This is a genomic window from Streptomyces sclerotialus (assembly GCF_040907265.1).
Taxonomy (GTDB): Bacteria; Actinomycetota; Actinomycetes; order Streptomycetales; family Streptomycetaceae; genus Streptomyces; species Streptomyces sclerotialus.
Genome location: NZ_JBFOHP010000002.1, coordinates 7,129,524 through 7,149,905, shown reverse-complemented (window position 1 = coordinate 7,149,905; position 20,382 = coordinate 7,129,524). Strand labels below are relative to the sequence as shown.

20 protein-coding genes are annotated in these 20,382 nt (G+C 75.3%); 11 read left to right on the top strand and 9 right to left on the bottom strand.

The window, feature by feature from the left end:
* The first annotated feature begins 257 nt into the window (after positions 1 to 257).
* Positions 258 to 1,964: an ATP-binding cassette domain-containing protein gene (locus AAC944_RS31455; RefSeq protein WP_051871627.1), complete on the top strand. Its 1,707-nt coding sequence runs from the start codon at positions 258 to 260 to the stop codon at positions 1,962 to 1,964.
* A gap of 36 nt (positions 1,965 to 2,000) precedes the next feature.
* Complete coding sequence (locus tag AAC944_RS31450; RefSeq protein WP_051871607.1) at positions 2,001 to 2,990, top strand: aminoglycoside phosphotransferase family protein; 990 nt, start codon at positions 2,001 to 2,003, stop codon at positions 2,988 to 2,990.
* Here the strand turns inward: AAC944_RS31450 and AAC944_RS31445 are convergent.
* Complete coding sequence (locus AAC944_RS31445) at positions 2,935 to 3,741, bottom strand: methyltransferase domain-containing protein (RefSeq protein ID WP_368396581.1); 807 nt, start codon at positions 3,739 to 3,741, stop codon at positions 2,935 to 2,937. The genes AAC944_RS31450 and AAC944_RS31445 overlap by 56 nt on opposite strands.
* 68 nt (positions 3,742 to 3,809) lie before the next feature.
* On the opposite strand from AAC944_RS31445, the gene AAC944_RS31440 reads away from it, so the two are divergent.
* The 3 genes from AAC944_RS31440 to AAC944_RS31430 all read left to right on the top strand — a co-directional run bounded on the left by AAC944_RS31440 (position 3,810) and on the right by AAC944_RS31430 (position 6,650).
* Positions 3,810 to 4,268: an RrF2 family transcriptional regulator gene (locus AAC944_RS31440; protein ID WP_030612386.1), complete on the top strand. Its 459-nt coding sequence runs from the start codon at positions 3,810 to 3,812 to the stop codon at positions 4,266 to 4,268.
* Positions 4,269 to 4,408: 140 nt separating this feature from the next.
* Positions 4,409 to 5,338 carry a sulfite exporter TauE/SafE family protein gene (locus tag AAC944_RS31435; protein WP_030612387.1) on the top strand — a complete coding sequence of 310 codons (930 nt, stop codon included), beginning with the start codon at positions 4,409 to 4,411 and terminating at the stop codon, positions 5,336 to 5,338.
* Between the two features lie 79 nt (positions 5,339 to 5,417).
* On the top strand, positions 5,418 to 6,650 hold the full coding sequence (locus AAC944_RS31430) for an acyl-CoA dehydrogenase family protein (protein WP_368396579.1): 1,233 nt from the start codon (positions 5,418 to 5,420) through the stop codon (positions 6,648 to 6,650).
* A 9-nt stretch (positions 6,651 to 6,659) separates the two neighbouring features.
* Here AAC944_RS31430 and AAC944_RS31425 read toward each other — a convergent pair whose 3' ends face one another.
* The 3 genes from AAC944_RS31425 to AAC944_RS31415 all read right to left on the bottom strand — a co-directional run bounded on the left by AAC944_RS31425 (position 6,660) and on the right by AAC944_RS31415 (position 9,413).
* The gene (locus AAC944_RS31425) at positions 6,660 to 7,325 is read right to left on the bottom strand and encodes a phosphoribosyltransferase (protein WP_030612390.1); all 666 of its coding nucleotides are present in this window, start codon (positions 7,323 to 7,325) and stop codon (positions 6,660 to 6,662) included.
* Between the two features lie 73 nt (positions 7,326 to 7,398).
* Positions 7,399 to 8,742, bottom strand: coding sequence for an erythromycin esterase family protein (locus tag AAC944_RS31420; protein WP_196942911.1), 1,344 nt, complete (start codon positions 8,740 to 8,742; stop codon positions 7,399 to 7,401).
* The gene (locus tag AAC944_RS31415) at positions 8,730 to 9,413 is read right to left on the bottom strand and encodes a dienelactone hydrolase family protein (RefSeq protein ID WP_051871608.1); all 684 of its coding nucleotides are present in this window, start codon (positions 9,411 to 9,413) and stop codon (positions 8,730 to 8,732) included. Before AAC944_RS31415 ends, AAC944_RS31420 begins: the two co-directional genes overlap by 13 nt.
* Before the next feature lie 204 nt (positions 9,414 to 9,617).
* On the opposite strand from AAC944_RS31415, the gene AAC944_RS31410 reads away from it, so the two are divergent.
* Entirely contained in the window at positions 9,618 to 10,817 is a 1,200-nt protein-coding gene (locus tag AAC944_RS31410) for a lactonase family protein (RefSeq protein WP_051871609.1), read from the top strand.
* A 48-nt stretch (positions 10,818 to 10,865) separates the two neighbouring features.
* Here the strand turns inward: AAC944_RS31410 and AAC944_RS31405 are convergent, their stop codons facing one another.
* From AAC944_RS31405 to AAC944_RS31390, 4 genes are all read right to left on the bottom strand, one after another.
* The gene (locus AAC944_RS31405; RefSeq protein WP_030612404.1) at positions 10,866 to 11,099 is read right to left on the bottom strand and encodes a hypothetical protein; all 234 of its coding nucleotides are present in this window, start codon (positions 11,097 to 11,099) and stop codon (positions 10,866 to 10,868) included.
* A 108-nt stretch (positions 11,100 to 11,207) separates the two neighbouring features.
* Positions 11,208 to 13,169 carry an ABC transporter permease gene (locus AAC944_RS31400; RefSeq protein WP_490368276.1) on the bottom strand — a complete coding sequence of 654 codons (1,962 nt, stop codon included), beginning with the start codon at positions 13,167 to 13,169 and terminating at the stop codon, positions 11,208 to 11,210.
* A gap of 8 nt (positions 13,170 to 13,177) precedes the next feature.
* Positions 13,178 to 13,969 carry a molybdate ABC transporter substrate-binding protein gene (gene modA / locus AAC944_RS31395; RefSeq protein ID WP_030612410.1) on the bottom strand — a complete coding sequence of 264 codons (792 nt, stop codon included), beginning with the start codon at positions 13,967 to 13,969 and terminating at the stop codon, positions 13,178 to 13,180.
* 21 nt (positions 13,970 to 13,990) lie between these two features.
* Positions 13,991 to 14,392, bottom strand: a complete 402-nt coding sequence (locus AAC944_RS31390) for a TOBE domain-containing protein (RefSeq protein WP_030612413.1) — start codon at positions 14,390 to 14,392, stop codon at positions 13,991 to 13,993.
* A gap of 74 nt (positions 14,393 to 14,466) precedes the next feature.
* Between AAC944_RS31390 and AAC944_RS31385 the strand changes: the two genes are divergently transcribed.
* Positions 14,467 to 15,492: a triphosphoribosyl-dephospho-CoA synthase gene (locus AAC944_RS31385; RefSeq protein WP_051871610.1), complete on the top strand. Its 1,026-nt coding sequence runs from the start codon at positions 14,467 to 14,469 to the stop codon at positions 15,490 to 15,492.
* A 62-nt stretch (positions 15,493 to 15,554) separates the two neighbouring features.
* Here the strand turns inward: AAC944_RS31385 and AAC944_RS31380 are convergent, their stop codons facing one another.
* On the bottom strand, positions 15,555 to 16,352 hold the full coding sequence (locus AAC944_RS31380; protein WP_078888456.1) for a PaaX family transcriptional regulator C-terminal domain-containing protein: 798 nt from the start codon (positions 16,350 to 16,352) through the stop codon (positions 15,555 to 15,557).
* An 84-nt stretch (positions 16,353 to 16,436) separates the two neighbouring features.
* On the opposite strand from AAC944_RS31380, the gene AAC944_RS31375 reads away from it, so the two are divergent.
* From AAC944_RS31375 to AAC944_RS31360, 4 genes are all read left to right on the top strand, one after another.
* The gene (locus AAC944_RS31375) at positions 16,437 to 18,101 is read left to right on the top strand and encodes an acyl-CoA dehydrogenase family protein (RefSeq protein WP_030612419.1); all 1,665 of its coding nucleotides are present in this window, start codon (positions 16,437 to 16,439) and stop codon (positions 18,099 to 18,101) included.
* Entirely contained in the window at positions 18,098 to 18,862 is a 765-nt protein-coding gene (locus AAC944_RS31370) for a crotonase/enoyl-CoA hydratase family protein (RefSeq protein ID WP_030612422.1), read from the top strand. The genes AAC944_RS31375 and AAC944_RS31370 overlap by 4 nt, the downstream gene beginning before the upstream one ends.
* A gap of 107 nt (positions 18,863 to 18,969) precedes the next feature.
* A complete protein-coding gene (locus AAC944_RS31365) occupies positions 18,970 to 19,821 on the top strand; it encodes a YndJ family protein (RefSeq protein ID WP_037771855.1) in 852 nt (283 codons plus the stop codon).
* On the top strand, positions 19,818 to 20,366 hold the full coding sequence (locus AAC944_RS31360) for a DUF1990 domain-containing protein (RefSeq protein WP_030612426.1): 549 nt from the start codon (positions 19,818 to 19,820) through the stop codon (positions 20,364 to 20,366). The genes AAC944_RS31365 and AAC944_RS31360 overlap by 4 nt, the downstream gene beginning before the upstream one ends.
* Positions 20,367 to 20,382 lie beyond the last annotated feature (16 nt).

Genomic DNA, 20,382 nt, shown 5'->3' with positions numbered 1-20,382 from the left:
CGGGAGCTCTTTCCCGCGTCTCGGATCGGCCGCTCCGCTGAATTCGCGAGACGGTCCGGTTCGCCCCTGTTACCGTAGGAGCGTGAGATTCTTCTACTTCCTGTGACGGAACACGCGGCCGCCCGCTCCTCGTGAAGTGACCGAGGCAGCAGGCCGCTTGCTGTGTCCACGGCCCGCTTCGCCGGCCTTCCGTCCTCATCACAGGAGGACCGCTCCCCGCCGCCCGGCGGGTGGAGTGTGTCCTGATCCGGAGAATCATGAACACCCGCACCCTTCCCGCGCGTGCCCGCGCACAGCTCACCGCTTCCGACGTCCGCCTCGTCCGCGGCGGCCGTCCCGTCCTCACCGGTGTCGACATGACCGTCTCCCCCGGCTCGCGCTGGGGCGTCGTCGGCGAGAACGGCTGCGGCAAGTCGACCCTGCTGCACGTCCTCGCCGGCGCCCTGACCCCGGACGCCGGTTCCGTCCGGCGCGTCGGCACGCTGGGCAGCGCCGAACAGGAGATGGACGCCGACGAGGACCGTACGGTCGGCGACGTCATCGACGGGCATCTCGCCGACGCGCGTGCCGCACTGGCCGCCCTCGACGAGAGCGCGGTGGCGCTCGCCGAGGGGCGCGCGGACGCGGACGCGTCGTACCAGGCCGCCCTGGAGGCGGCCGAGGCACTGGAGGCGTGGGACGCCGACCGGCGCGTGACGGTCGCGCTCGACGCGCTCGGCGCGGTGACCGACCGCGACCGGCGGCTGGTGACGATGTCGGTGGGGCAGCGCTACCGGGTACGCCTGGCGTGCCTGCTCGGCGCGGCCTACGACTTCCTGCTGCTGGACGAGCCGACCAACCACCTCGACCAGGCGGGTCTGGACTACCTGACCGGACGCCTCACCCGGTGGCCGGGCGGTGTGGTGGTGGTCAGCCACGACCGTACGCTGCTCCAGGACGTCGCCACCACGATCGTCGACCTCGACCCCAGCAGCGACGGCCGCCCCGCCGTGTACGGCAACGGTTACGACGGTTACGTGGCCGGCCGCCGGGCCGCCCGCCTGCGCTGGGAGGAGGAGTACGGCAGGCAGCAGGCCGAGCACGCCCGGCTGGCGGCGGACCTGACGGCCGCGCAGAACCGTCTGGTCACCGGCTGGCGGCCGGACAAGGGCACGGGCAAGCACCAGCGCGCCACGCGTGCCGCGGGGCTGGTCCGCTCGGTGCACCGCCGCGAGGAGGACCTCCGGCGCCACGAGGTGTCACTGCCCGAGCCGCCACTACGCCTGGCCGCGCCCGCACTGCCCGCCCGGGCCGGGGTGACCCTGGTACGCGCCGAGGGCGTCACCGTCGCCGGCCGGCTCACCGCACCCGCCGACGTGACGCTGCGGTCCGGCTCGCGGCTGATGGTCTCCGGTCGCAACGGGGCGGGCAAGTCCACCCTGCTCGCCGTGCTCGCCGGGCGCCTGGAGCCGGATTCCGGGCAGGTGCGCCACGCCCGGCACGTGCGGGTCCAGTTGCTGTGCCAGGAGTCCGCGGCGGCGGGCCGGCGCCGCGCACACGAGCTGTACGACACGCACATCACCGCGCTGGTCACGGCGGGCCGGCTCGACGGGAACGAGACGGTCGGCCTGGCGGAGCTGGGACTGCTCGCGCGGCGTGATGCCGACCGGCCCGTGCGGGAGTTGTCCATGGGACAGCGGCGGCGCCTGGACCTCGCCCTCGCGCTGGCCGCCCGGCCGCACGCCCTGCTGCTGGACGAGCCGACCAACCACCTCTCGATCGCCCTGGTCGACGAGCTCACCGAAGCCCTCGAAGCGACGGCCGCCGCGGTGGTGGTGGCCACCCACGACCGCCGGCTCCGGCGTGACACCGCGCACTGGCCCCATCTCACGCTCGGGACCGGCGCCACGGCGGCCGCCGCACGGGCCGCCGACGGCACGGACCGCGGAAATCCCGTGGCCGGGGCGGCTTCCGGGCAGGCATAGTGCCGTCGGCGAGGACGGCGGGACGGGGAGGTCTCCATGGGTGACGGCGCGGAGCCGGGCGTCGGTGCGGCCCTCGTACGGCGGCTGCTCGCCGCGCAGTTCCCCCAGTGGGCGGAGCTGCCCGTCGCGGCGGTCGGGACGGCGGGGACGTCCAACGCCATGTACCGGCTCGGCGCGGACATGGTCGTCCGGCTCCCCCGCGCGGCGGGCGCCGCGGCGGACGTGGTGAAGGAGCACCGGTGGCTGCCGCGGCTCGCCCCGCGGCTGCCGGTGGCCGTCCCCGTACCACTGGGCCTGGGAACGCCCGCCGAGGGGTTCGCCTGGGACTGGTCCGTCCACCGCTGGCTGCCGGGCGCGAACCCGGCGGTCGGGCGCGGCGCTCCCGATTCAGGCGTGGCGGTGGAGGACCCCGCGCTGTTCGCCGCAGAACTGGGGGAGTTCGTCACGGCGCTGCGCCGGACCGATCCGGCGGACGGTCCGCCCTCGTACCGCAGTGAGCCGCTGCCGGACCGGGACGCCGCGACACGTGACGCCCTCGAGGCGCTGCGCGGCTGCGTCGATCCGGTGGCGGCGACGGCCGTGTGGGACGCGGCGCTGCGGGCTCCGGGGCCGGCCGGGCCGCCGGTCTGGATCCACGCGGACCTCCAGCCGGGGAACGTCCTGGTCGACGGCGGGCGGCTGAGCGCCGTCATCGACTTCGGCTGCCTGGGGCTCGGCGATCCCGCGGTCGACCTGCTCGCGGCGTGGTATCTGCTGCCGGCCGGCGCGCGCGAGGTCTTCCGGGCCGCCGTGGCGGCGGACGACGCGGCCTGGGCGCGCGGGCGCGGCTGGGCGCTGTCGGTCGCGCTCCTGGAACTGCGCAACTACCGGGAGAGCAACCCGCGTATGGCGGCGATCGCGCGCCATGTGATCGGCGAGCTCACCTCCGACGGGGCGGGCGGCGGCAGCACACGGCTCCGAGCCGGGCCGGTCACCGCTCCCCGCCCGGCTTGCGGCCCCACGCGGAGACCAGCGGTGCCGTCGTGAGGTCGAGCCGTCCCGCGGTGACGTTGGCGAGGTGCTCCTCGATCTCGGCCTCGGTGGCGAGGCCGGCTTCGACGAGGCGGCCGCGGAGCTGCCGTACGGTCGCGGCCTCCAGGGCGTCGCAGGCCGGCGAGGTGACCGGGAAGTACGCGTCGGCCGCCACGTCGGTGAGGCCCGCCTCGCGCAGCAGCCGCGGCAGCGTCCGCCCGAAGGCCAGGTCGGCGCCGCGCCGGGCCAGGAGTTCGCGGAAGCCCCGCCGCAGCCGGTTGGCCAGCCGCTCCGCGTGACCGTGCTCGTCCAGGCAGCTGAGCGGCTGGAGCGCCGGGTCGGCGTCCTCCAGTACGAGGCGTCCGCCGGGGCGCAGCGCACGCACCATCGCCTCGAGGGCGGCCGCGCGCCGCGGTACGTGGACGAGGACCAGCCGCGCGTGCACCAGGTCGAACGGGCCCGGCGGTGGCTCCTCCGTCCCCACGTCGTGCCGCGCCACCTCGAAGGGGGCGTCCGGCGGCATCCAGGCCGTGTCGATGTCGGTGGCCAGCACACGCCCTGCCGGTCCGGTACGCGCGGCCAGCCAGGCCGGTACGCCCGGACTGCCGGCCCCGACCTCCCAGCAGTGCCAGCCGTCGGTCACGCCCACGGCCGCCAGGTGCCGGAAGGTGACCGGGTCGAAGAGCTCGGACATCGCGCCGAAGCGCTGTCCGGCCTCGGCCTGCCGGTTGTCGAGGAGGTATCCGTCGTCGTTCACGCGAGCCACCCGATGATCGTAGGACGCGGTTCGCCGGGCCGCCCGGCGCGCCGTCCACCGTGCGGGATAATGCGGCCATGCGCATCTCAGCCAGGGCGGACTACGCGGTACGGGCCGCGCTGCAGCTCGCCGCCTGTACCGACGCCGGACCGCTCAAGGCCGAGGCCATCGCCGCCGCCCAGGACATCCCGCACAAGTTCCTCGAAGGCATTCTGAACGACATGCGCCGCGGCGGGCTCGTGCGCAGCCAGCGCGGCGGCGGCGGCGGTTACCGGCTGGCCAGGCCGGCCGGGGCGATCAGCGTCGCGGAGGTCATCCGTGCGGTGGACGGGCCGCTGGTGTCGGTGCGCGGCGTCCGCCCGCCGGAGTTGTCGTACACCGGCCCCGCCGAATCGCTGCTGCCGCTGTGGGTGGCGCTGCGGGCCAACGTCCGCCAGATCCTGGACGGGGTGTCGCTGGCCGATGTCGCGTCCGCCCGACTCCCCGCCGATGTCCTGTCGCTGACGGAGAGTCCGGAAGCGTGGACCAACCCCTGACGGAACCCGCTCCCACCTGCGGCGTCTCGTATCGCGAGAGCATTCTGTCCACTTCTTGAACACCCCCTTGTCACCACGCGGCAGCGCGCCGAGTATTCCTACCAATCCAGTGGGAAAACTAGGGAATCTGTGAGGTCGCCGTGCGTACGCTGATCCTGTTGGCCTTGGCCGGGCTGGGCGCCCAACTGGTGGACGGCAGCCTGGGCATGGCCTACGGCGTCACCTCCACCACCCTGCTGCTCGCCGTGGGCACCAACCCCGCCGCCGCTTCCGCCACCGTCCACCTCGCGGAGATCGGCACCACCCTCGCGTCGGGCGCCGCGCACTGGCGCTTCGGCAACGTCGACTGGCGCGTGGTCCTGAAGATCGGCATTCCCGGGGCCGTCGGTGCCTTCGCGGGCGCCACGTTCCTCTCCGCCCTCTCCACCGAGCTCGCCGAGCCGGTGATGGCCCTGCTCCTGCTGGGCCTCGGGCTGTACGTGCTGGGCAGGTTCACCGTCGCCGGGCTGCCCGCCGACAAGCTGGACAAGCCGCTGCGCAAGCGTTTCCTGTCCCCGCTCGGGCTGGTCGCCGGATTCCTGGACGCCACCGGGGGCGGCGGCTGGGGACCGGTCGGCACGCCGGCGATCCTGGCCAGCGGCCGCCTGGAGCCCCGTAAGGTCATCGGCTCCATCGACACCAGCGAGTTCCTGGTCGCGGTCGCCGCGAGCCTCGGCTTCCTCGTCGGCCTCGGCTCCGCAGGCGTCAACTGGCTCTGGGCCGTGGCCCTGCTGGCCGGCGGACTCGTCGCCGCGCCGATCGCCGCCTGGCTGGTCCGCCACGTACCGCCGCGCATCCTCGGCTCGGCGGTGGGCGGGCTCATCGTCCTGACCAACATCCGCACCCTGCTGCGGAGCGACTGGGTCGGCGCCGGCGACACCACCCAGTGGACGGTCTACGGCTTCGTCTACGTCGTGTGGGCGGCCGCCGTCGGCTACTCCGTCAAGGAACACCGCCGCGCGAGCAGGACCGCGCCGCACCCCGCGGCGGAGGCGGCGGATGCACGCGCCGCCGAAGTCACCACCAGCTGACGGCCCGAGTCCCCGAACCCCCACCGGCGACCCGCCGACCCCCCGGAGGTACCGCGTGCCCCTCAACCCCTCTTGTCCGGTGCCCGCCGGACAGCCGGCCGACGGCGGGACCTGGCCGCGCGCCGTACAGGAACTCGCCGACGACCTCGCCGTGGACGCGAGCGCCCGCGACCGGGCGGGCAAACCGCCCTTCGAGGAGGTCTCCCGGCTGCGCGAAGCCGGCCTGCCGGGCTTCCTCACGCCGCCCGGCCCGGACGGCCGCGGCACGGACTGGCACACCGCCTGCGCCGCCGTACGGGAGATCGCGACGGCCGACAGCTCCCTCGCCGAACTCCTCGCCCACCACTACGTGTTGTCCTGGGGGCCCCGGCTCTTCGGCGCACCGGAGCGCGCCGCGCGGCTCGAACTGCGGGCCGTGCGCGGGCAGTGGCTCTGGGCGGGCCGTACCGACGCGCCGGAGGGCCCGGACGGGAGCGGCCTGTGGCTCGCGCCGCACGGCAGGAAGTACGTACTCAGCGGATACCGCGCGGTGGCCGCGGGCGCGAGCGTGGCCGACCGGTTCCTGCTCTCCGCCACCCACGCCGACACCGGTGAACCGGTCGTCGTCCTGGTGGATCCGGCGCGTACCACCGTGGCGCCGGACGCGCCGGAGGAGCGGCTCGGCCAGCGGCTCACCGGCGCCGCCACCGTCACGTGCGACGAGGTGCCGGTGACGGCCGCGCAGGTGCTGGGCACCGTGCCGGGGGACGAGCACACCGTCTCCCCGTACACCGCGCTCGCGCCGCTCGCGCTCCGGCTGATCCTGCTCCACGTCGGCCTGGGGAACGCCGAGGGCGCCCTGGCCGAGGCGCGGGACGTGAGCCGGGTGGCGCCCGGCGTCCATCCCTTCACGGACACCGGCAGCGGGGAGTACGCCGCGGCGCCCGGCGAGGACCCCTACCTGCTCCTGGCCTACGGCGAGCTGGCCACCGCGGCGCACAGCGCGTCATCCGTCGTCGACCGGGCGACGGACGCGATGGCGCGGGGGCTGCTGACGGGGCCCGGACTCGGCCCGGACGAGCGTGCCGACATCGCCTTCCTCGTCGCCGCCGCCGAGGCCGTCACCACCGACTCGGCGCTGCACATCACCACGCGGATCCTCGAACTGACCGCGGGGGCGCCGGGCCTCTCCCCCGCCACCGACCCCGGCTTCGACCGCTTCTGGCGCAACGCCCGTACGCTCACCGCCCGCAGCTCCCCCACGCACCGGCTCCGCGACATCGGCGCCCACTACCTCAACGGCGCCCGGCCGTCACTGACCCTGCACGCCTGAGGGCACCGTTCATGGCCGCTGCAGGGTCTTGATGACGTCCTCGTCGGAGACCTGCGTGAAGTCCTCGTACCACTCGCCGACCGCGCGGAAGTCCGGCGGCTTGCTCAGGCAGAGCACCTCGTCGGCCTCCTCCGCCAGCGCGGCGGCGGTGGTCGGGGAGGCGACCGGTACGGCGAGGACGACGGCGGCGGGGCCGTGGCGGCGGAGGTTGCGCAGGGCGGCCCTGGCCGTCATGCCGGTGGCCAGGCCGTCGTCGACGAGGACGACCGTACGGCCGGCGAGTTCGGGCGGCGGGCGCCCGCCGCGGTAGAGGTGCTCGCGGCGGTGCAGTTCGGTCCGCTCGCGCGCGACGTCCGCGGCGAGCTCCTCCTCGGTGAGGCCGAGGAAGTCCAGGGCGCGGCGGTCGAAGAGCGGCGGGTCCTCGCCGGCGAGGGCGCCGATGCCCAGTTCGCGCCGGCCGGGGGCGCCGATCTTGCGGGCGACGAAGATGTCCAGCGGTGCCCCCAGGTCGCGGGCGACCTCGGCGGCCACGGGCACCCCGCCGCGCGGCAGGGCGAGGACGAGGGGGCCGTCCGGCGGGTGACCGCCCTGGAGGTGGGGCCGGGCCGCCGCGAGGTGCTCCCGCACCCGCAGTGCGAGCTGCCGGCCGGCGTCTCTGCGGTCCGTGAAGCGCATCGGGCTGTCTCCTTGGCAACGGGGCGGCGGTGCCGCCGGCCGGCGCGGATCGCACCGGACGCCGGCGGTGCGGTCATTGGCCGGTGGGCCAGGTCTCCTCCTCGCCCGTGCCGGCCGGGTGCCGCTGCGGCAGCGGCGTCAGCGCCCGGGTGGTGTCGAGGTGCAGGAACGCGTCGTAACGCCGGTCGAGGACGGTGGGCACGTAGTTGCCCCACTTCTCCCGCTCCGGGCGGTAGACGACGCCGATGGCCCGGTGGTCGTGCGGCATCCGCGTCCAGTGGCCCGGCCCGGCCGGCCGCTCGCCGGGCGTCGCCGAGGTCAGCAGGAAGAGCGCGGCGCCGCCGGGCAGCGCGCGGTGCAGCAGCTCCTCGGTGCTGCCGGGCCGGGCCGCGGGGACGGTCATGACGCGCGGTTCGGCGCCCCAGCTCTCGCCCGCCAGCACCGTGCCGTCGTAGGAGCCGAAGCCGACCAGGACGACGCCTTCGGCGGCGTGCCGCTCACGGACCAGCTGCCCGACGTTGACCAGTCCGGCCTCCGCCATGTCGGTGGCGCGGGCGTCCCCGACGTGTGTGTTGTGTTCCCACACCACGGCCTTGGCGGACGGGCCGTGATGCGCCGTCAGGCGGTCGAGGGTGTCGGCCATGTGGTGGTCGCGGACGTTCCACGACTCGGGTCCGCCGCGCACCATCGCCCGGTAGTACCGTTCGGCCCCGGCCAGCACCTCCGCGTTCTGCCGGGCGGCGAGGCCGGCCAGGCTGCCGTCGGCCGCGGTGGCCCGCTGGGCCCGTTCGCGGACCGCGGTCAGCAGCCGGATCACCTCGGGTTCGCAGCCGCTGGGCACGAGCCGGGTGGCCAGCGCGTAGCTCTGCGGGTCCTCGGCGTACGGCTCGAAGCACCGGTACGCCTCCAGGGCCTGCGCCACCTGACCGGGATCGTGCTCCCGCAGGTGGTCCAGGACGGCGTCCAGGGACTCCCACAGGCTGTAGACGTCCAGGCCGTAGAAGCCGACGCGCCGTTCGGGCGGCAGTGCGGTGTTGTGGTCGCGCAGCCAACGGGTGAACCGGGCCACCTCCGTGTTGGCCCACATCCACGCCGGCCAGCGGCGGAAGCCCGCGAGCGCCTCGGCCGGGTCGGCGGGCGCCCCGGGCGCCCCGGTGAGGGAGCAGTGCACGGCCTGGCAGTCCGGCCAGTCGCCCTCGACCGCGACGAAGGAGAAGCCCTTCTCCGTGATGAGCCGGCGGGTCAGCTCGGCGCGCCAGTGGTAGAACTCGGCCGTGCCGTGCGACGCCTCGCCCACCAGGACGTACCGCGCGTCGCCGATCCGTGCCAGCAGCGGGTCCAGCGACTCGGGGCCGGTCAGCGGCCGGGCGCGCCCGGTGATCTCCGTGCGGTCCGCCGGGCCGGTCACGGTGCGCACTGCGGGCCCTCCTCCCCGTGGGGCGGCTTCCCCGGGGCGAGGAACCAGTCCCGGGCGGCGAGGGCGACCTGGTCCAGGGCGCCGGATTCGGGGAAGAGGTGGGTGGCGCCGGGGATCACGTGGAGGTGGCAGGGGGCCGTCAGCCGTTCGGCGGCCTGCCGGTTCAGCTCCAGCACCTGCGCGTCGTGGCCGCCCACGACGAGCAGGACGGGGGCGCGCACCCGGCCCAGCGCGTCGCCCGCGAGATCGGGGCGGCCGCCGCGGGAGACGACGGAGCCGACCTGTTCCGGGCGTTCGGCGGCCGCCACCAGCGCGGCGGCGGATCCGGTGCTGGCGCCGAAGAGGTGCGGCCGCAGCCGTGCGGTGGCCGGGTGGGTGCCCAGCCAGTCGACCGCCGCCACCACCCGTCCGCCGAGCAGACCGATGTCGAAGCGGTGCTCCCGGGTCACCTCGTCGACCCGGTCCTCGTCCTCGGTCAGCAGGTCCATCAGGAGGGTGCCCAGCTCGTTGGCGTGCAGGTACTCGGCGACCCCTCGGTTGCGGGGGCTGTGCCGGGAGCTGCCGCTGCCGTGCGCGAAGACGACCACGCCCCGGGCGTGCTCGGGGACGTTCAGGTCACCCGCCAGGGTGACTCCGCCGGCCGGTACGGACACCGTTTCGTCGAAGGTCATGGGACTCGCTCCCGCTCCGTTCGCTTGCGGTCTCTCGCTTGCCGATACGGGTAACCCTCCACGAAAGATCGTACTCTTCCCCGCAGAACGGGCAACGGCGGCGCGGGCGGGCCGGGCGTGCACGGGGTCTTGTCAGCCCCGGTGGTATGGACCACTCTGGCTGCCGACCGACGCCGATCATGCCGATGGATGCCGAGGTGTGCCATGAACGACCGCTCGTCAGCGTCAGCGCGCAGGCTCTCCGGGCGGCCCGGCCGCCGTGGCTTCCTCGGTGCGCTGGCGGCGGGGGCGACGGCCGCCGGCCTGGCGGCAGCGGCACCGGCCGCCGCCGCGGGGCGGGGACACCCGCGGCCCGCCGGACTCCGGCCGATGTTCCTCGGGACGTACACCTCCACCGCGGGCGGCGGCAGCGGCGTGGGACTGGCCGCGTACTGCCCGAGGACCGGGCGGATCACCGGCACCGGCGTGCTCCCCGGCGTCGCCGACCCCTCCTACCTCGCCCTCTCCCCCGACGGCAGGACGCTGTACGCGGTCGAGGAGAACGCGGCCGGTGCGGTCACCGCCGTGGCGCTCGCCGCGGACGGCGCGCACCGCGTACTGGGCAGCCGGCCGACCGGCGGCGCCGGCCCCTGTCACCTGTCCGTCCACCCCTCCGGCCGCTGGCTGCTGAGCGCGCACTACACGTCCGGCAGCGTCGCCGTGCACCCCGTCGACCCGGCGACGGGTGCCCTCGGCGCACGCACCGACCTGGTGACGCACTCCGCGCCGCCGCCCGGCCCCGGGCAGGACGGGCCGCACGCGCACCAGATCGTCACCAGCCCCGACGGCGGCCACGTCCTCGCCGTCGACCTGGGCACCGACACCGTCTACAGCTACCGCCTGGACCCGGTGGCCGGCACGCTGCGGCAGGTCTCCACGGCGGCGCTGCGGCCCGGCGCGGGCCCGCGCCATCTGACCTTCCACCCGGGCGGCCGGTACGCGTACCTCGCGAACGAGGTCGACAACACGGCGGTGGTCTGCGGCTACGACCCCGCCACCGGCCGGCTCACGCCCGGCACCCCGCAGACCACCGGGACCGGCCCGGGGACCAGCTATCCGGCGCAGTTCGTCCTCACCCGCGACGGCCGGTTCGCCTACCTGGCCAACCGGGGGCACAACAGCCTGACCCGGTACGCCGTCGAGGAGCGCGGCGCCCGGCTGCGCCTGCTGGACACCGTTCCCGTGGGCGGCGACTTCCCGCGCCACCTCGCCTTCTCCCCCGACCACCGGCTGCTGTTCGCGGGAAACCAGCGCTCGAACACGGTCACGGCCTTCCACGCCGACCCCCGCACGGGTGCCCTGCGCCCCGCGGCAGCACCGTTCGGGGCCCCGATGCCGGTGTGCGTGCTGCCGCTGCAGGCATGACGAGTGCCGGGTGGTTCTCTCCTGGAGACCACCCGGCACCCCGGGTACTCAGCTGCCGAGCCGGCTGCCGAGCAGCTGCTTGCCGAGTTCCGCGCCCTTGCGGCTGTCGGCCTGGGCCTTGCGGAACAGCTCCGCCAGCTCGGTGTCCTTCTCCCGCTCCGCGTCCTGGATGTACGTCTCCATCCGCAGGGCGTTGTCCAGGCACGTCTGGGTGTACCAGAGCAGGTTGTAGTTCTTGTCCTTGGTGCCGGTGACCTCACCGGTCTCGTGCGTGCCGGCCATGTGACTCACCTCCGCGTGTCGTGAACTGGAGCCCGTTGCGGGTTACCGGCGCCCGTCGGCCCAAACTCCGTGCCGCGGTCCTCGGCTGATTCACACCGGTACGCCGGTTCACACCGGTACGAGGGTGACCTCCGTGGCCTTGACGCTCACCCAGACGTCCGTGCCGTCGCGCAGGTCCAGTTCGGCGGCGGCCTGGTGGGTGATCTCGGCGATCAGGTCGGGGACCTCGGGCGAGCCGATGAGGACGCGCAGCCGGCTGCCGACGGCGGTGAGCTCGCGGACCCGGCCGGGCCAGACGTTGCGCGGGCTGCCGCCGGGGCGGGTGCGGTGCACGGACACCGCCTCGGGGCCGATGACGGCGAGCGCTTCGGTGCCCTTCTCCAGTGGTTCGGCGGCGGTCAGGGAGCCCTGGCCGCCCGCCAGGCCGAGGCCGTCGGCGGTGGCCGTGCCGGGCCAGGCGTTGCGGCCCAGCATCCGGGCCACCCAGGGCGAGCGGGGATGCCGGGACACCTCGGCGGGCGCCGCGTCCTGGAGGGTGCGGCCGTCCTGGAGTACGAGCACCCGGTCGGCCAGCGAGACCGCTTCCACCGGGTCGTGGGTGACGAGCAGGCAGACGCCGCGGAAGCCGGCGAGGTGCTGCCGCAGGGTGTGCCGGACGTGCGCCCTGGTGGTCTGGTCCAGGGCGGCCAGCGGCTCGTCGAGGAGGAGCAGCCGGGGCCCGGCCGCCAGCGCCCTGGCCAGCGCGACCCGGCCGGCCTGCCCCCCGGACAGGCCGGCCGGACGGCGGTGCGCGAGGTGGCCGACGCCGAGCCGGTCCAGCCATTCCTGGGCGGCGCGGCGGGCCTCCGCGCGGCGGACGCCGCGGGCGCGGAGGCCGTACGCGGTGTTGCCGAGCGCGGTCAGGTGCGGGAAGAGCGCGCCGTCCTGCGGTACCCAGGCGACGCCGCGGCGGTGCGGCGGCCGGGCCGTCACGTCGTCGTCCCCGAGGGTCAGGGCCGCGTGGGCCCGCGGGGTGAGGCCGAGGAGCGCGCGCAACAGGGTGGTCTTGCCCGCGCCGTTGGGGCCGACGACGGCGATGGTGGTGCCGGGCCCGGCGTCCAGGGTGAGCCGGGTGAAGCCGGTGACGTCGGCGTGCAGCGGCCAGGCTTGAGTCGCCGCCGGGGTGCCGGCGGGGGCCCGGCCGGGCGCCTCCGGGAGCGGGCCGGCGGGCACCGCGTCCGGGAAGGTGTGGCCGCCCGGCGGCTGCGGGTCCGCGGGGGGTGCCGCGGCGGCCCCCGCCCGGCCCTTCGCCGTCGCACCCACCGACCACCGGCCGCGCAGCGCGATCAGTACGGCCATGGCGACGGCGAGCAGCAGCAGCGAGACCGAGGTCGCGGCCTCCGGGCTGTCCTGGAGGAGCAGATAGACCTGGAGCGGCAGGGTCTGGGTGACGCCGGGGAGGTTGCCGGCGAAGGTGATGGTGGCGCCGAACTCGCCCAGCGCGCGGGCCCAGGTGAGCGCGGCGCCGGCCGCGAGGCCGGGGGCGACCATGGGCAGGGTGACGGTGCAGAAGACCCGGAAGGGCCCGGCGCCCAGGGAGGCCGCGGTCTCCTCGTACCGTGCGTGCAGCCCGGCCAGCGCGCCTTCGAGGCTGATCACCAGGAACGGCATCGACACGAACGTCGCGGCGACCACCGCACCGGAGGTATGGAACGGCAGCTGGACGCCGAACCAGTCCTCCAGCACCCCGCCCAGCAGGCCGCGCCGCCCGAAGCCGAGCAGCAGCGCGACGCCGCCCACGGTCGGCGGCAGCACCATCGGCAGCAGCACCAGCGAGCGGACCAGCGCCTTGCCGGGGAAGTCCACCCGGGCCAGCAGCCAGGCCAGCGGCACGCCGAGCAGCAACGAGAGGCCCAGCGCCCAGAACGCGACGGCGAGCGACAGCCGGATCGCGTCGGTGACGCCGGGCGCGGTGAGATGCTGCCCCAGGTCCGACCAGGTCGTCCGGACGAGGATGCCGGCCAGCGGGACGAAGAGGAACGCCACCGCCAGCACGGCGGGCACGGCCAGGGCGAGCGGTGCCCGCCGCAAGGAGGGCCTCACGGCTTCTGGAATCCGGCGTCGCGCAGGATCTTCTGGGCCTCGGCGGACCGCAGCCACGTCACGAACGCGTCGGCCTGCTTCTTGTGCTCGGAGACCTTGAGGGTGGCGGCCGGGTAGGCGGCGATGGCGTTCTGGTCGTCGGGGACCTGCACGGCGTCGACCTTGCCGGGCGCGGTCATGGCGTCGGTGGCGTAGACGATGCCCGCGTCCGCCTCGCCGAGCTCCACCTTGCTGAGCACGCCGCGTACGTCCTGCTCCTGGGAGACCGGCCGCACCTTCAGGTGCTGCTCGTCCAGCACCTGCTTGCTGTAGCGGCCGACCGGGACCTCGGGCGCGGCGAGCACGACCTTGAGCTTGCTGTCGGTGAGGCCCTTGAGGTCCTTCACCTTCTTGGGGTTGCCCTCACCGGTGGCGATGACCAGCCGGTTGTGGGCGATGACGGACGGCGTGCCGGTCTTCCCCTTCAGGCCGTCCATGGTCCTGGTGTCGGCCGTGACCAGCGCGTCGGCCGGGAAGTCCTGCTCGACCTGGGCGGCGAGCTGCTGCGACCCGGCGTAGGAGAACTTCACGACCGTGTCGGGGTGGGCCTTCTCGTACGCGGCGCCGGCCTTCTGGAAGACGTCGGTGAGCGAGGCCGCGGCCAGCACCTTGATCGTGGTCTTTCCTCCGCCGGCGGACGCGTCGTCGCTCTTGCCGCCGCAGCCGGCGGCGAGCGGGACGAGCAGGGCGGCACCGAGCGCGGCCGCCACGGGGGTGCGGTGGCCGCGGAACGTACGGGTGCGGGGCATGGGCACTGGCTCCTTGGGTGCTTACTGGACCCGGTCGATGTGGACGTTGGTCGACTTCACGCGGGCGGTGGCCCGCATGCCGACCTCCAGCCCCATCTCCTCCACCGCTTCCCGCGTCAGCAGCGACACCAGGCGGTGCGGGCCCGCCTGGATCTCCACCTGGGCGGCGACGTCACCGAGCTTGATCGCGGTGACGATGCCGGGGAAGGCGTTGCGGACGGAGGTGGTGGCGGGGGAGTCGTCCTCGGCGGAGCCGCTCTTGGCGAGCTCGGTGGAGAACGCGGCCAGGTCGCGGCCGTCGATCAGCCGGCGCCCTGCCTCGTCCCGGTGGGTGGGGACCTTGCCGGCGTCCGCCCAGCGGCGTGCGGTGTCGGCGCTGACGCCGAGCAGCCGCGCCGCCTGACCGATCGTGTAGGACTGCATGTGCGGCACGCTATGGCAAATACCCTCTCACCTGCAACGAAGTCTGTGCGTTGCACGCAGCAGATGCGAGCCGCATGGTGGGATCGCACAAGATCACGTCCCCGGGGCACTGCCGCACCGCCGCCGACGACGGGACCTACGGGCCGGACATACAGGGCGGAAGTCCCGCGTACCGGGGCGTCACGGGCGGCATCACAGAGGCGGACGCCGTTCCGCGCGCCCTACCGACCGATTCGTACGACCAGGAAGGCACCGCCATGCTCCGGCCCGCGCCGACCTCGCCCGCCCACCTCACTCCCCCGGTGACCCCGCACCTCCTCGCGGACCTCGCGGTGGCCGCCTGCACCGCACGCCTGCGGCTGCCGCACATCCCCGACGTGGCCGCGCCCGACGACCCCGACGGTGCCGCCGAGGCGCGGTCCCTCCAAGCGCTCCGCCCGACGTTCGCGGCGATCGCGGAGACCGCCGACGGCCGCCCCCTCGACCGCGGCCTGCGCGCCGAACTCGGCAGGCTGGGCGAGCAGGCCCGGGACGGGGCCGCCGGCCACCAGGGCGAACTGTGGGCCGTCGGCCTGCTCGTCGCGGGCGCGGCGGCCACCGGCTGCCGGTCGGCGTACACGGCCTGCGCGGCGGCGGCGACGCTGGCGCGGCTGCCGTACGACGGCGCGCCCGGTCCCGCCGACACCCCGGGCGGCCGGGCCCGGCTGCACTTCCACGTGCCCGGCGCGACCGGCCAGGCCGAATCGGGGTTCCCGAACGTACGGCGTGTGGCGCTGCCCGCGCTGCGCGAGTCCCGGGCGCACGGCAGGCCCGAGGTCGCCGCGCGGATGGACGCGCTGCTCACGCTGATGGCGACGCTCGACGACACCTCGCTGCTGCACGAGGGCGGTCCGGCGGCGCTGCTCTCGGTACAGATGGACGCCCGGGACGTGGTGCGGGCCGGGGGCTACGACAGCCCGGGCGGCCGGGCCGCGCTGGACCGCCTGCACGCCCGCATGCGGGACTCCGGACTGACCCCGCGCGGCAGTCACGCGGTCCTGTCCGCCGCCCTCTTCCTGGACTTCACCTTCGGCACGGAGGGCATGACGCCGGGGGTCTGAAAGCCGGCGGGGCGGGCCCTCCCGCGGCTCCTGGCCCGCCCCGCCTTTCCCTTTTCGCCGTCTCAGCCCTCGGCGTGGCGGCGGAGCAGCTCGCCGAGCTCCGCCTCGAACTCGCCGTACCGGGCGCGGAGTTGCGGACCCGGCCAGTCGTCGGGGAGCAGCGCCTCCGGGAGGAGGGGGTCGGTGAGGAGGTGACGGAGGATGGCCGCGGAGACCGTGAAGCGGCCGGCGGGACCGGCGGCCCGGTCGAGAGCCGTGAGGAGGGCGCGGGCCCGCGCCGACCAGCCGGCCAGGTCCCAGAGCCGCGCGGCGAGGGCGCGGGGATCACCGTCCGGCGCGCCGGTCAGCCATGTGCACTGTTCGGCGGCGACGGCGGGCCGCGGCCGGTCGAGGTTGGCGGGGCGCAGCCAGCTGCCCTCCCGCAGTTCGCCCAGGCGCAGCGCCGCCATGGCCTGGCGGAGCGCGGTACGTTCCGCAGCGGTGCGTGGTTCGGCGCCGCTGACCAGGGCGATCTCCCAGTCGCCCGACCAGGGCACGGTGCGCGGCACGCGGCTCTCGTCCTGTCGGCGCTGGCGGTCCAGCAGCCGTGCGGTGAGTCCGTACGCACCGTCGCGCTGTTGCAGGTCACCGGCCGCGACCATACGGGACAGGGCGACGCGTACGGTGCCCTCGGCTATGCCGAACAGCTCGCCCACCCGGACCAGGGCGCGGGCCGGCAGCCGGGGCGGGTGGTGTCCGAGGAGGGTGCTGAGCACGACGGAGCGCGCCGTGAGCGGACGCAGCCCGAGGGAGGAGTCCTCCCCCACGCCGTCGTGCGCCGCGGCGGCGCCCCGCGTCCCGGTACCCGTCTTCGTGTCCATGTCTGTTCGGAATCCTAACCACCGGCCGGAGCGGCGCGCATTACACTCTTCCGCCGCCTGATGTGACTCTGTAATGTCCACCGTATGACCGTGACCCATGAAGTCGTGAATCAGGCGCCGCCGCTCACCGGGTTCAGCGCGGCGGACGACCCGGCCCTGCTGGAGGCGCTGCGCCGGGAGGACGCCGGGTGGGGCGAGCGCGAGGTGCAGGTGCTGGGCGCGCTGGCCGGCTCGGCGGAGGTCCTGGAGCTGGCCCGGATGGCGGAGGAACAGCCGCCGAAGCTGCACACCCACGACCGGTACGGCCACCGGGTGGACGAGGTGGAGTTCCACCCGGCCTGGCACCAGCTGATGACCGTGGCGGTCGAGCAGGGGCTGCACGCCGCGCCGTGGGCGGAGGCGCGCCCCGCCGGCCATCTGGTCCGTGCCGCCAAGTTCTACGTGTGGTCGCAGGCCGAGCCGGGCCACGGCTGCCCGATCTCCATGACGTACGCGGCGGTCCCCGCGCTGCGGGCGGCACCGGAGCTGGCCGCGCGGTACGAGCCGCTGCTCGCGGCCCGCACGTACGACTTCGGGCTGCGGCCGCCGCTGGGCAAGGCCGGGCTGATCGCCGGCATGTCGATGACGGAGAAGCAGGGCGGCTCGGACGTCCGGGCCAATACGACGCGCGCGGTGCCGGCGGGCGACGCCGACGGGACGTACCGCATCACCGGCCACAAGTGGTTCACCTCCGCGCCGATGAGCGACGTCTTCCTGACGCTGGCGCAGACGGACGAGGGGCTGACCTGCTTCCTGCTGCCCCGCGTACTGCCGGACGGCAGCCGCAACCGCTTCCATCTGATGCGGCTCAAGGACAAGCTCGGCAACCGCTCGAACGCCTCCTCCGAGGTCGAGTACGACGAGGCGGTGGCCTGGCCGGTGGGCGAGCCGGGGCGCGGGGTGCGGACCATCGTGGAGATGGTCAACATGACCCGGCTGGACTGTGTGCTGGGGTCGGCCGCGGGGATGCGCGCCGGACTGCGGCAGGCGCTGCACCACACCGCGCACCGGCGCGCCTTCGGCCGGGAGCTGGCCGACCAGCCGCTGATGCGCGCGGTGCTGGCGGACCTCGCGGTGGAGTCGGAGGCGGCGACCACGCTGGGGCTGCGGCTGGCGGCCGCGGTGGACCGGGCGCAGGCGGGCGACGCCGCCGAGGCCGCGCTGCGCCGCCTCGCGCTGGCGGCCGGCAAGTACTGGGTCTGCAAGCGGGGCGCGACGCACGCCGCGGAGGCGCTGGAGTGCCTGGGCGGCAACGGCTACGTCGAGGAGTCGGGGATGCCCCGGCTGTACCGGGAGGCGCCGCTGCTCTCCATCTGGGAGGGCTCGGGCAACGTCGCGGCGCTGGACGTGCTGCGCGCGCTGGCCAAGGAACCGGCGGCGCTGGACGCGTACTTCGCCGAGGTGGAGGCGGCGGCGGGCGCCGATCCGCGGCTGGACGCCGCGGTGGCGCGGCTGAAGGCGACGCTGCCGGAGCTGGCCGACCCGGAGCGGGCGCAGCTGATGGCGCGGACCCTCGCGGAGCGGCTGGCACTGGTCCTCCAGGGCTCGCTGCTCGTCCGGTACAGCCACCCGGCGGTGGCGGACGCCTTCTGCGCCTCGCGGCTGGCCGGTGAGTGGGGCAACGCCTTCGGCACCCTGCCGGCCGGCGCCGACCTGGGCGCGATCCTGGCCCGTACGCGCACCAAGTCACCGGACGAGGCGCGCGGATGAGTGCGGTACGGGCCGAGCGGCAGGGGCCGGTCACCACGGTCGTGCTGTCCCGGCCGGCGGCCCGGAACGCGGTCGACGGCGGTACGGCGCGGCAGCTGGCCGACGTCTTCCGGGAGTTCGACCGGGACGACGGTGCGTCGGTGGCGGTGCTGTGGGGCGAGGGCGGCACGTTCTGCGCGGGCGCCGACCTCAAGGCGGTCGGCACCCCGCGCGGCAATCGTGTGTCCCCGGACGGCGACGGGCCGATGGGGCCGACCCGGCTGCGGCTGTCCAAGCCGGTGATCGCGGCGGTGAGCGGGTACGCGGTGGCGGGCGGCCTGGAGCTGGCGCTCTGGTGCGACCTGCGGGTCGCCGAGGAGGACGCGGTCTTCGGGGTCTACTGCCGCCGCTGGGGCGTGCCGCTGATCGACGGCGGCACGGTCCGGCTGCCGCGGCTGATCGGCGAGAGCCGGGCGATGGACATGATCCTCACCGGCCGCCCGGTGCCGGCCGCCGAAGCGCTGGACATCGGGCTGGCGAACCGGGTGGTGCCGAAGGGCCGGGCCAGGGCCGAGGCGGAGGCGCTGGCGGCGGAGATCGCCCGCTTCCCGCAGGGCTGTCTGCGGGGCGACCGGGCTTCGGCACGGGAGCAGGCCGGGCGTACGGAAGCGGACGCTATGGCCACCGAATTCCGTTACGGGCAGGCGTCGTTGGCGCAGGCGGCCGAGGGTGCCGCACGCTTCGCCGCGGGCGCGGGGCGGCACGGCGCGAAGGAGGCCTGAACCGGCTCGCGGGGCGCCGCACCCACCACCCGGCTTGAACGCGTTCAAGACACCGCGTACGGTCTGCCGTGAGCGTTATTTGAACACGTTCAAGGACAGGGGGAAGCATGGACGTACTCGTCCGCCTCGTCGTCGCGCTGGGCATGCTGGCGGTGGTACCGACGGGCCTCGCATTGACCGGCGAGCCCGGCGCGGCGCGGCTGCGCGGCATCTGGTGGCTGCCCGCTACGCTCGGCGCGGTGAGCATGTGGCTGCCCCGCGGTCCCGCCGCCACCGCACTCGCCGCCTGTTACGCCGCGGCCACGCTCGCCCTCGCCCTGCTCGCGCCCCGGCGCCTGCTGCGCACCCGGTCGCTCGCGCCGCGCGAGGTCGCCGTGCTCACCGCGCTGGCCACCCCGGCGGTCGCGGGCGTGGCGCTGGTCGCCGAGCGGCACGGCACCGAGCTGTTCGGCTTCTCGCTGCGCATGCTGTCGCTGACCGTGCCGCACTTCCACTTCGCGGGGTTCGCCGCCGCGCTGGTGGCGGGGCTGGCCTGCGGCGCCGCCGACAGTCCGGCCGCCCGGTGCGCCGCGCTCGGCGTCCCGGCCGGCACGCTGCTGGTACTGGCCGGGTACTTCACCGGCGAGTGGGTGGAGTTCGCGGGCGCCGCGGTCCTCACCTGCGGGCTGTGGCTGGTGGGCCTGGCCACCCTGCGCGGCGCGCGCGCCGCCGCGGCCGACCGCACCACCCGCACCCTGTTCGCCGTGTCCGCCGCGGTGCTCGTGGCGACCATGCTCCTGGCGCTGAGCTGGGCGCTGGGCGAGGCGACCGGCCTGCCCCACCCGACCCTGACCTGGATGGCCGCGACCCATGGCGTGGGCAACGCGCTGGGCTTCGCCCTGTGCGCCCTGCTCGCCTGGCGCCGCCTCGCCGCCGCCCCGGCCACCGCCGCCCCGAGCCTCACGGAGGAGCCCGCATGAACCGCACCGAGCAGCCCGCCGTCCTCACCTACCCCGAGCAGGGCGCCACCGCGCGCTCCCCGCTGCCCGCCGGGTACCACCACCTGCACGAGGAGATGCCGATCGGGCACGGCCGGGCCGTCTTCGAGCGGGCGGGCGAGGCGGTCACCACCTTCCGGATGCACCGTGCGGCCGGGGTGCGCATCCGGGCGGGCGCCGAACACGCCGACCCCGGCGTCCCGGTCGAGAGCGGGCTCGGGGTCGGCCCGCTGCGGATCACCGCCCCCTGCCGGGTGGTGTGGAGCGCGTACGACAGCGATCACATCGGCTTCGCGTACGGCTCGCTCACCGGGCACCCCGAGTGCGGCGAGGAGTCGTTCGTGGTGCGGCTGCGGTCCGACGGCTCCGTCTGGTTCACCGTCACCGCCTTCAGCAAGCCGGCGCGTTGGTACACCCGGCTGGCCGGGCCGCTGGTGCCCGTCTTCCAGCGGGCGTACGCGCGGCACTGCGGACGCACGCTGCGGCGGCTCGCCGCCGACCCCGGTACGTCCACGTCACGTTCATGACATCTTCACCAACTGA

What these genes read in the sequence shown, in the direction of transcription:
- AAC944_RS31455 (WP_051871627.1), top strand. Translation starts at nt 258, where the DNA reads ATGAACACCCGCACCCTTCCCGCGCGTGCCCGCGCACAGCTCACCGCT.
- AAC944_RS31450 (WP_051871607.1), top strand. Translation starts at nt 2,001, where the DNA reads ATGGGTGACGGCGCGGAGCCGGGCGTCGGTGCGGCCCTCGTACGGCGG.
- AAC944_RS31440 (WP_030612386.1), top strand. Translation starts at nt 3,810, where the DNA reads ATGCGCATCTCAGCCAGGGCGGACTACGCGGTACGGGCCGCGCTGCAG.
- AAC944_RS31425 (WP_030612390.1), bottom strand. Translation starts at nt 7,325, where the DNA reads ATGCGCTTCACGGACCGCAGAGACGCCGGCCGGCAGCTCGCACTGCGG.
- AAC944_RS31415 (WP_051871608.1), bottom strand. Translation starts at nt 9,413, where the DNA reads ATGACCTTCGACGAAACGGTGTCCGTACCGGCCGGCGGAGTCACCCTG.
- AAC944_RS31410 (WP_051871609.1), top strand. Translation starts at nt 9,618, where the DNA reads ATGAACGACCGCTCGTCAGCGTCAGCGCGCAGGCTCTCCGGGCGGCCC.
- AAC944_RS31405 (WP_030612404.1), bottom strand. Translation starts at nt 11,099, where the DNA reads ATGGCCGGCACGCACGAGACCGGTGAGGTCACCGGCACCAAGGACAAG.
- modA (WP_030612410.1), bottom strand. Translation starts at nt 13,969, where the DNA reads ATGCCCCGCACCCGTACGTTCCGCGGCCACCGCACCCCCGTGGCGGCC.
- AAC944_RS31390 (WP_030612413.1), bottom strand. Translation starts at nt 14,392, where the DNA reads ATGCAGTCCTACACGATCGGTCAGGCGGCGCGGCTGCTCGGCGTCAGC.
- AAC944_RS31385 (WP_051871610.1), top strand. Translation starts at nt 14,467, where the DNA reads ATGGTGGGATCGCACAAGATCACGTCCCCGGGGCACTGCCGCACCGCC.
- AAC944_RS31380 (WP_078888456.1), bottom strand. Translation starts at nt 16,352, where the DNA reads ATGGACACGAAGACGGGTACCGGGACGCGGGGCGCCGCCGCGGCGCAC.
- AAC944_RS31375 (WP_030612419.1), top strand. Translation starts at nt 16,437, where the DNA reads ATGACCGTGACCCATGAAGTCGTGAATCAGGCGCCGCCGCTCACCGGG.
- AAC944_RS31370 (WP_030612422.1), top strand. Translation starts at nt 18,098, where the DNA reads ATGAGTGCGGTACGGGCCGAGCGGCAGGGGCCGGTCACCACGGTCGTG.
- AAC944_RS31365 (WP_037771855.1), top strand. Translation starts at nt 18,970, where the DNA reads ATGGACGTACTCGTCCGCCTCGTCGTCGCGCTGGGCATGCTGGCGGTG.
- AAC944_RS31360 (WP_030612426.1), top strand. Translation starts at nt 19,818, where the DNA reads ATGAACCGCACCGAGCAGCCCGCCGTCCTCACCTACCCCGAGCAGGGC.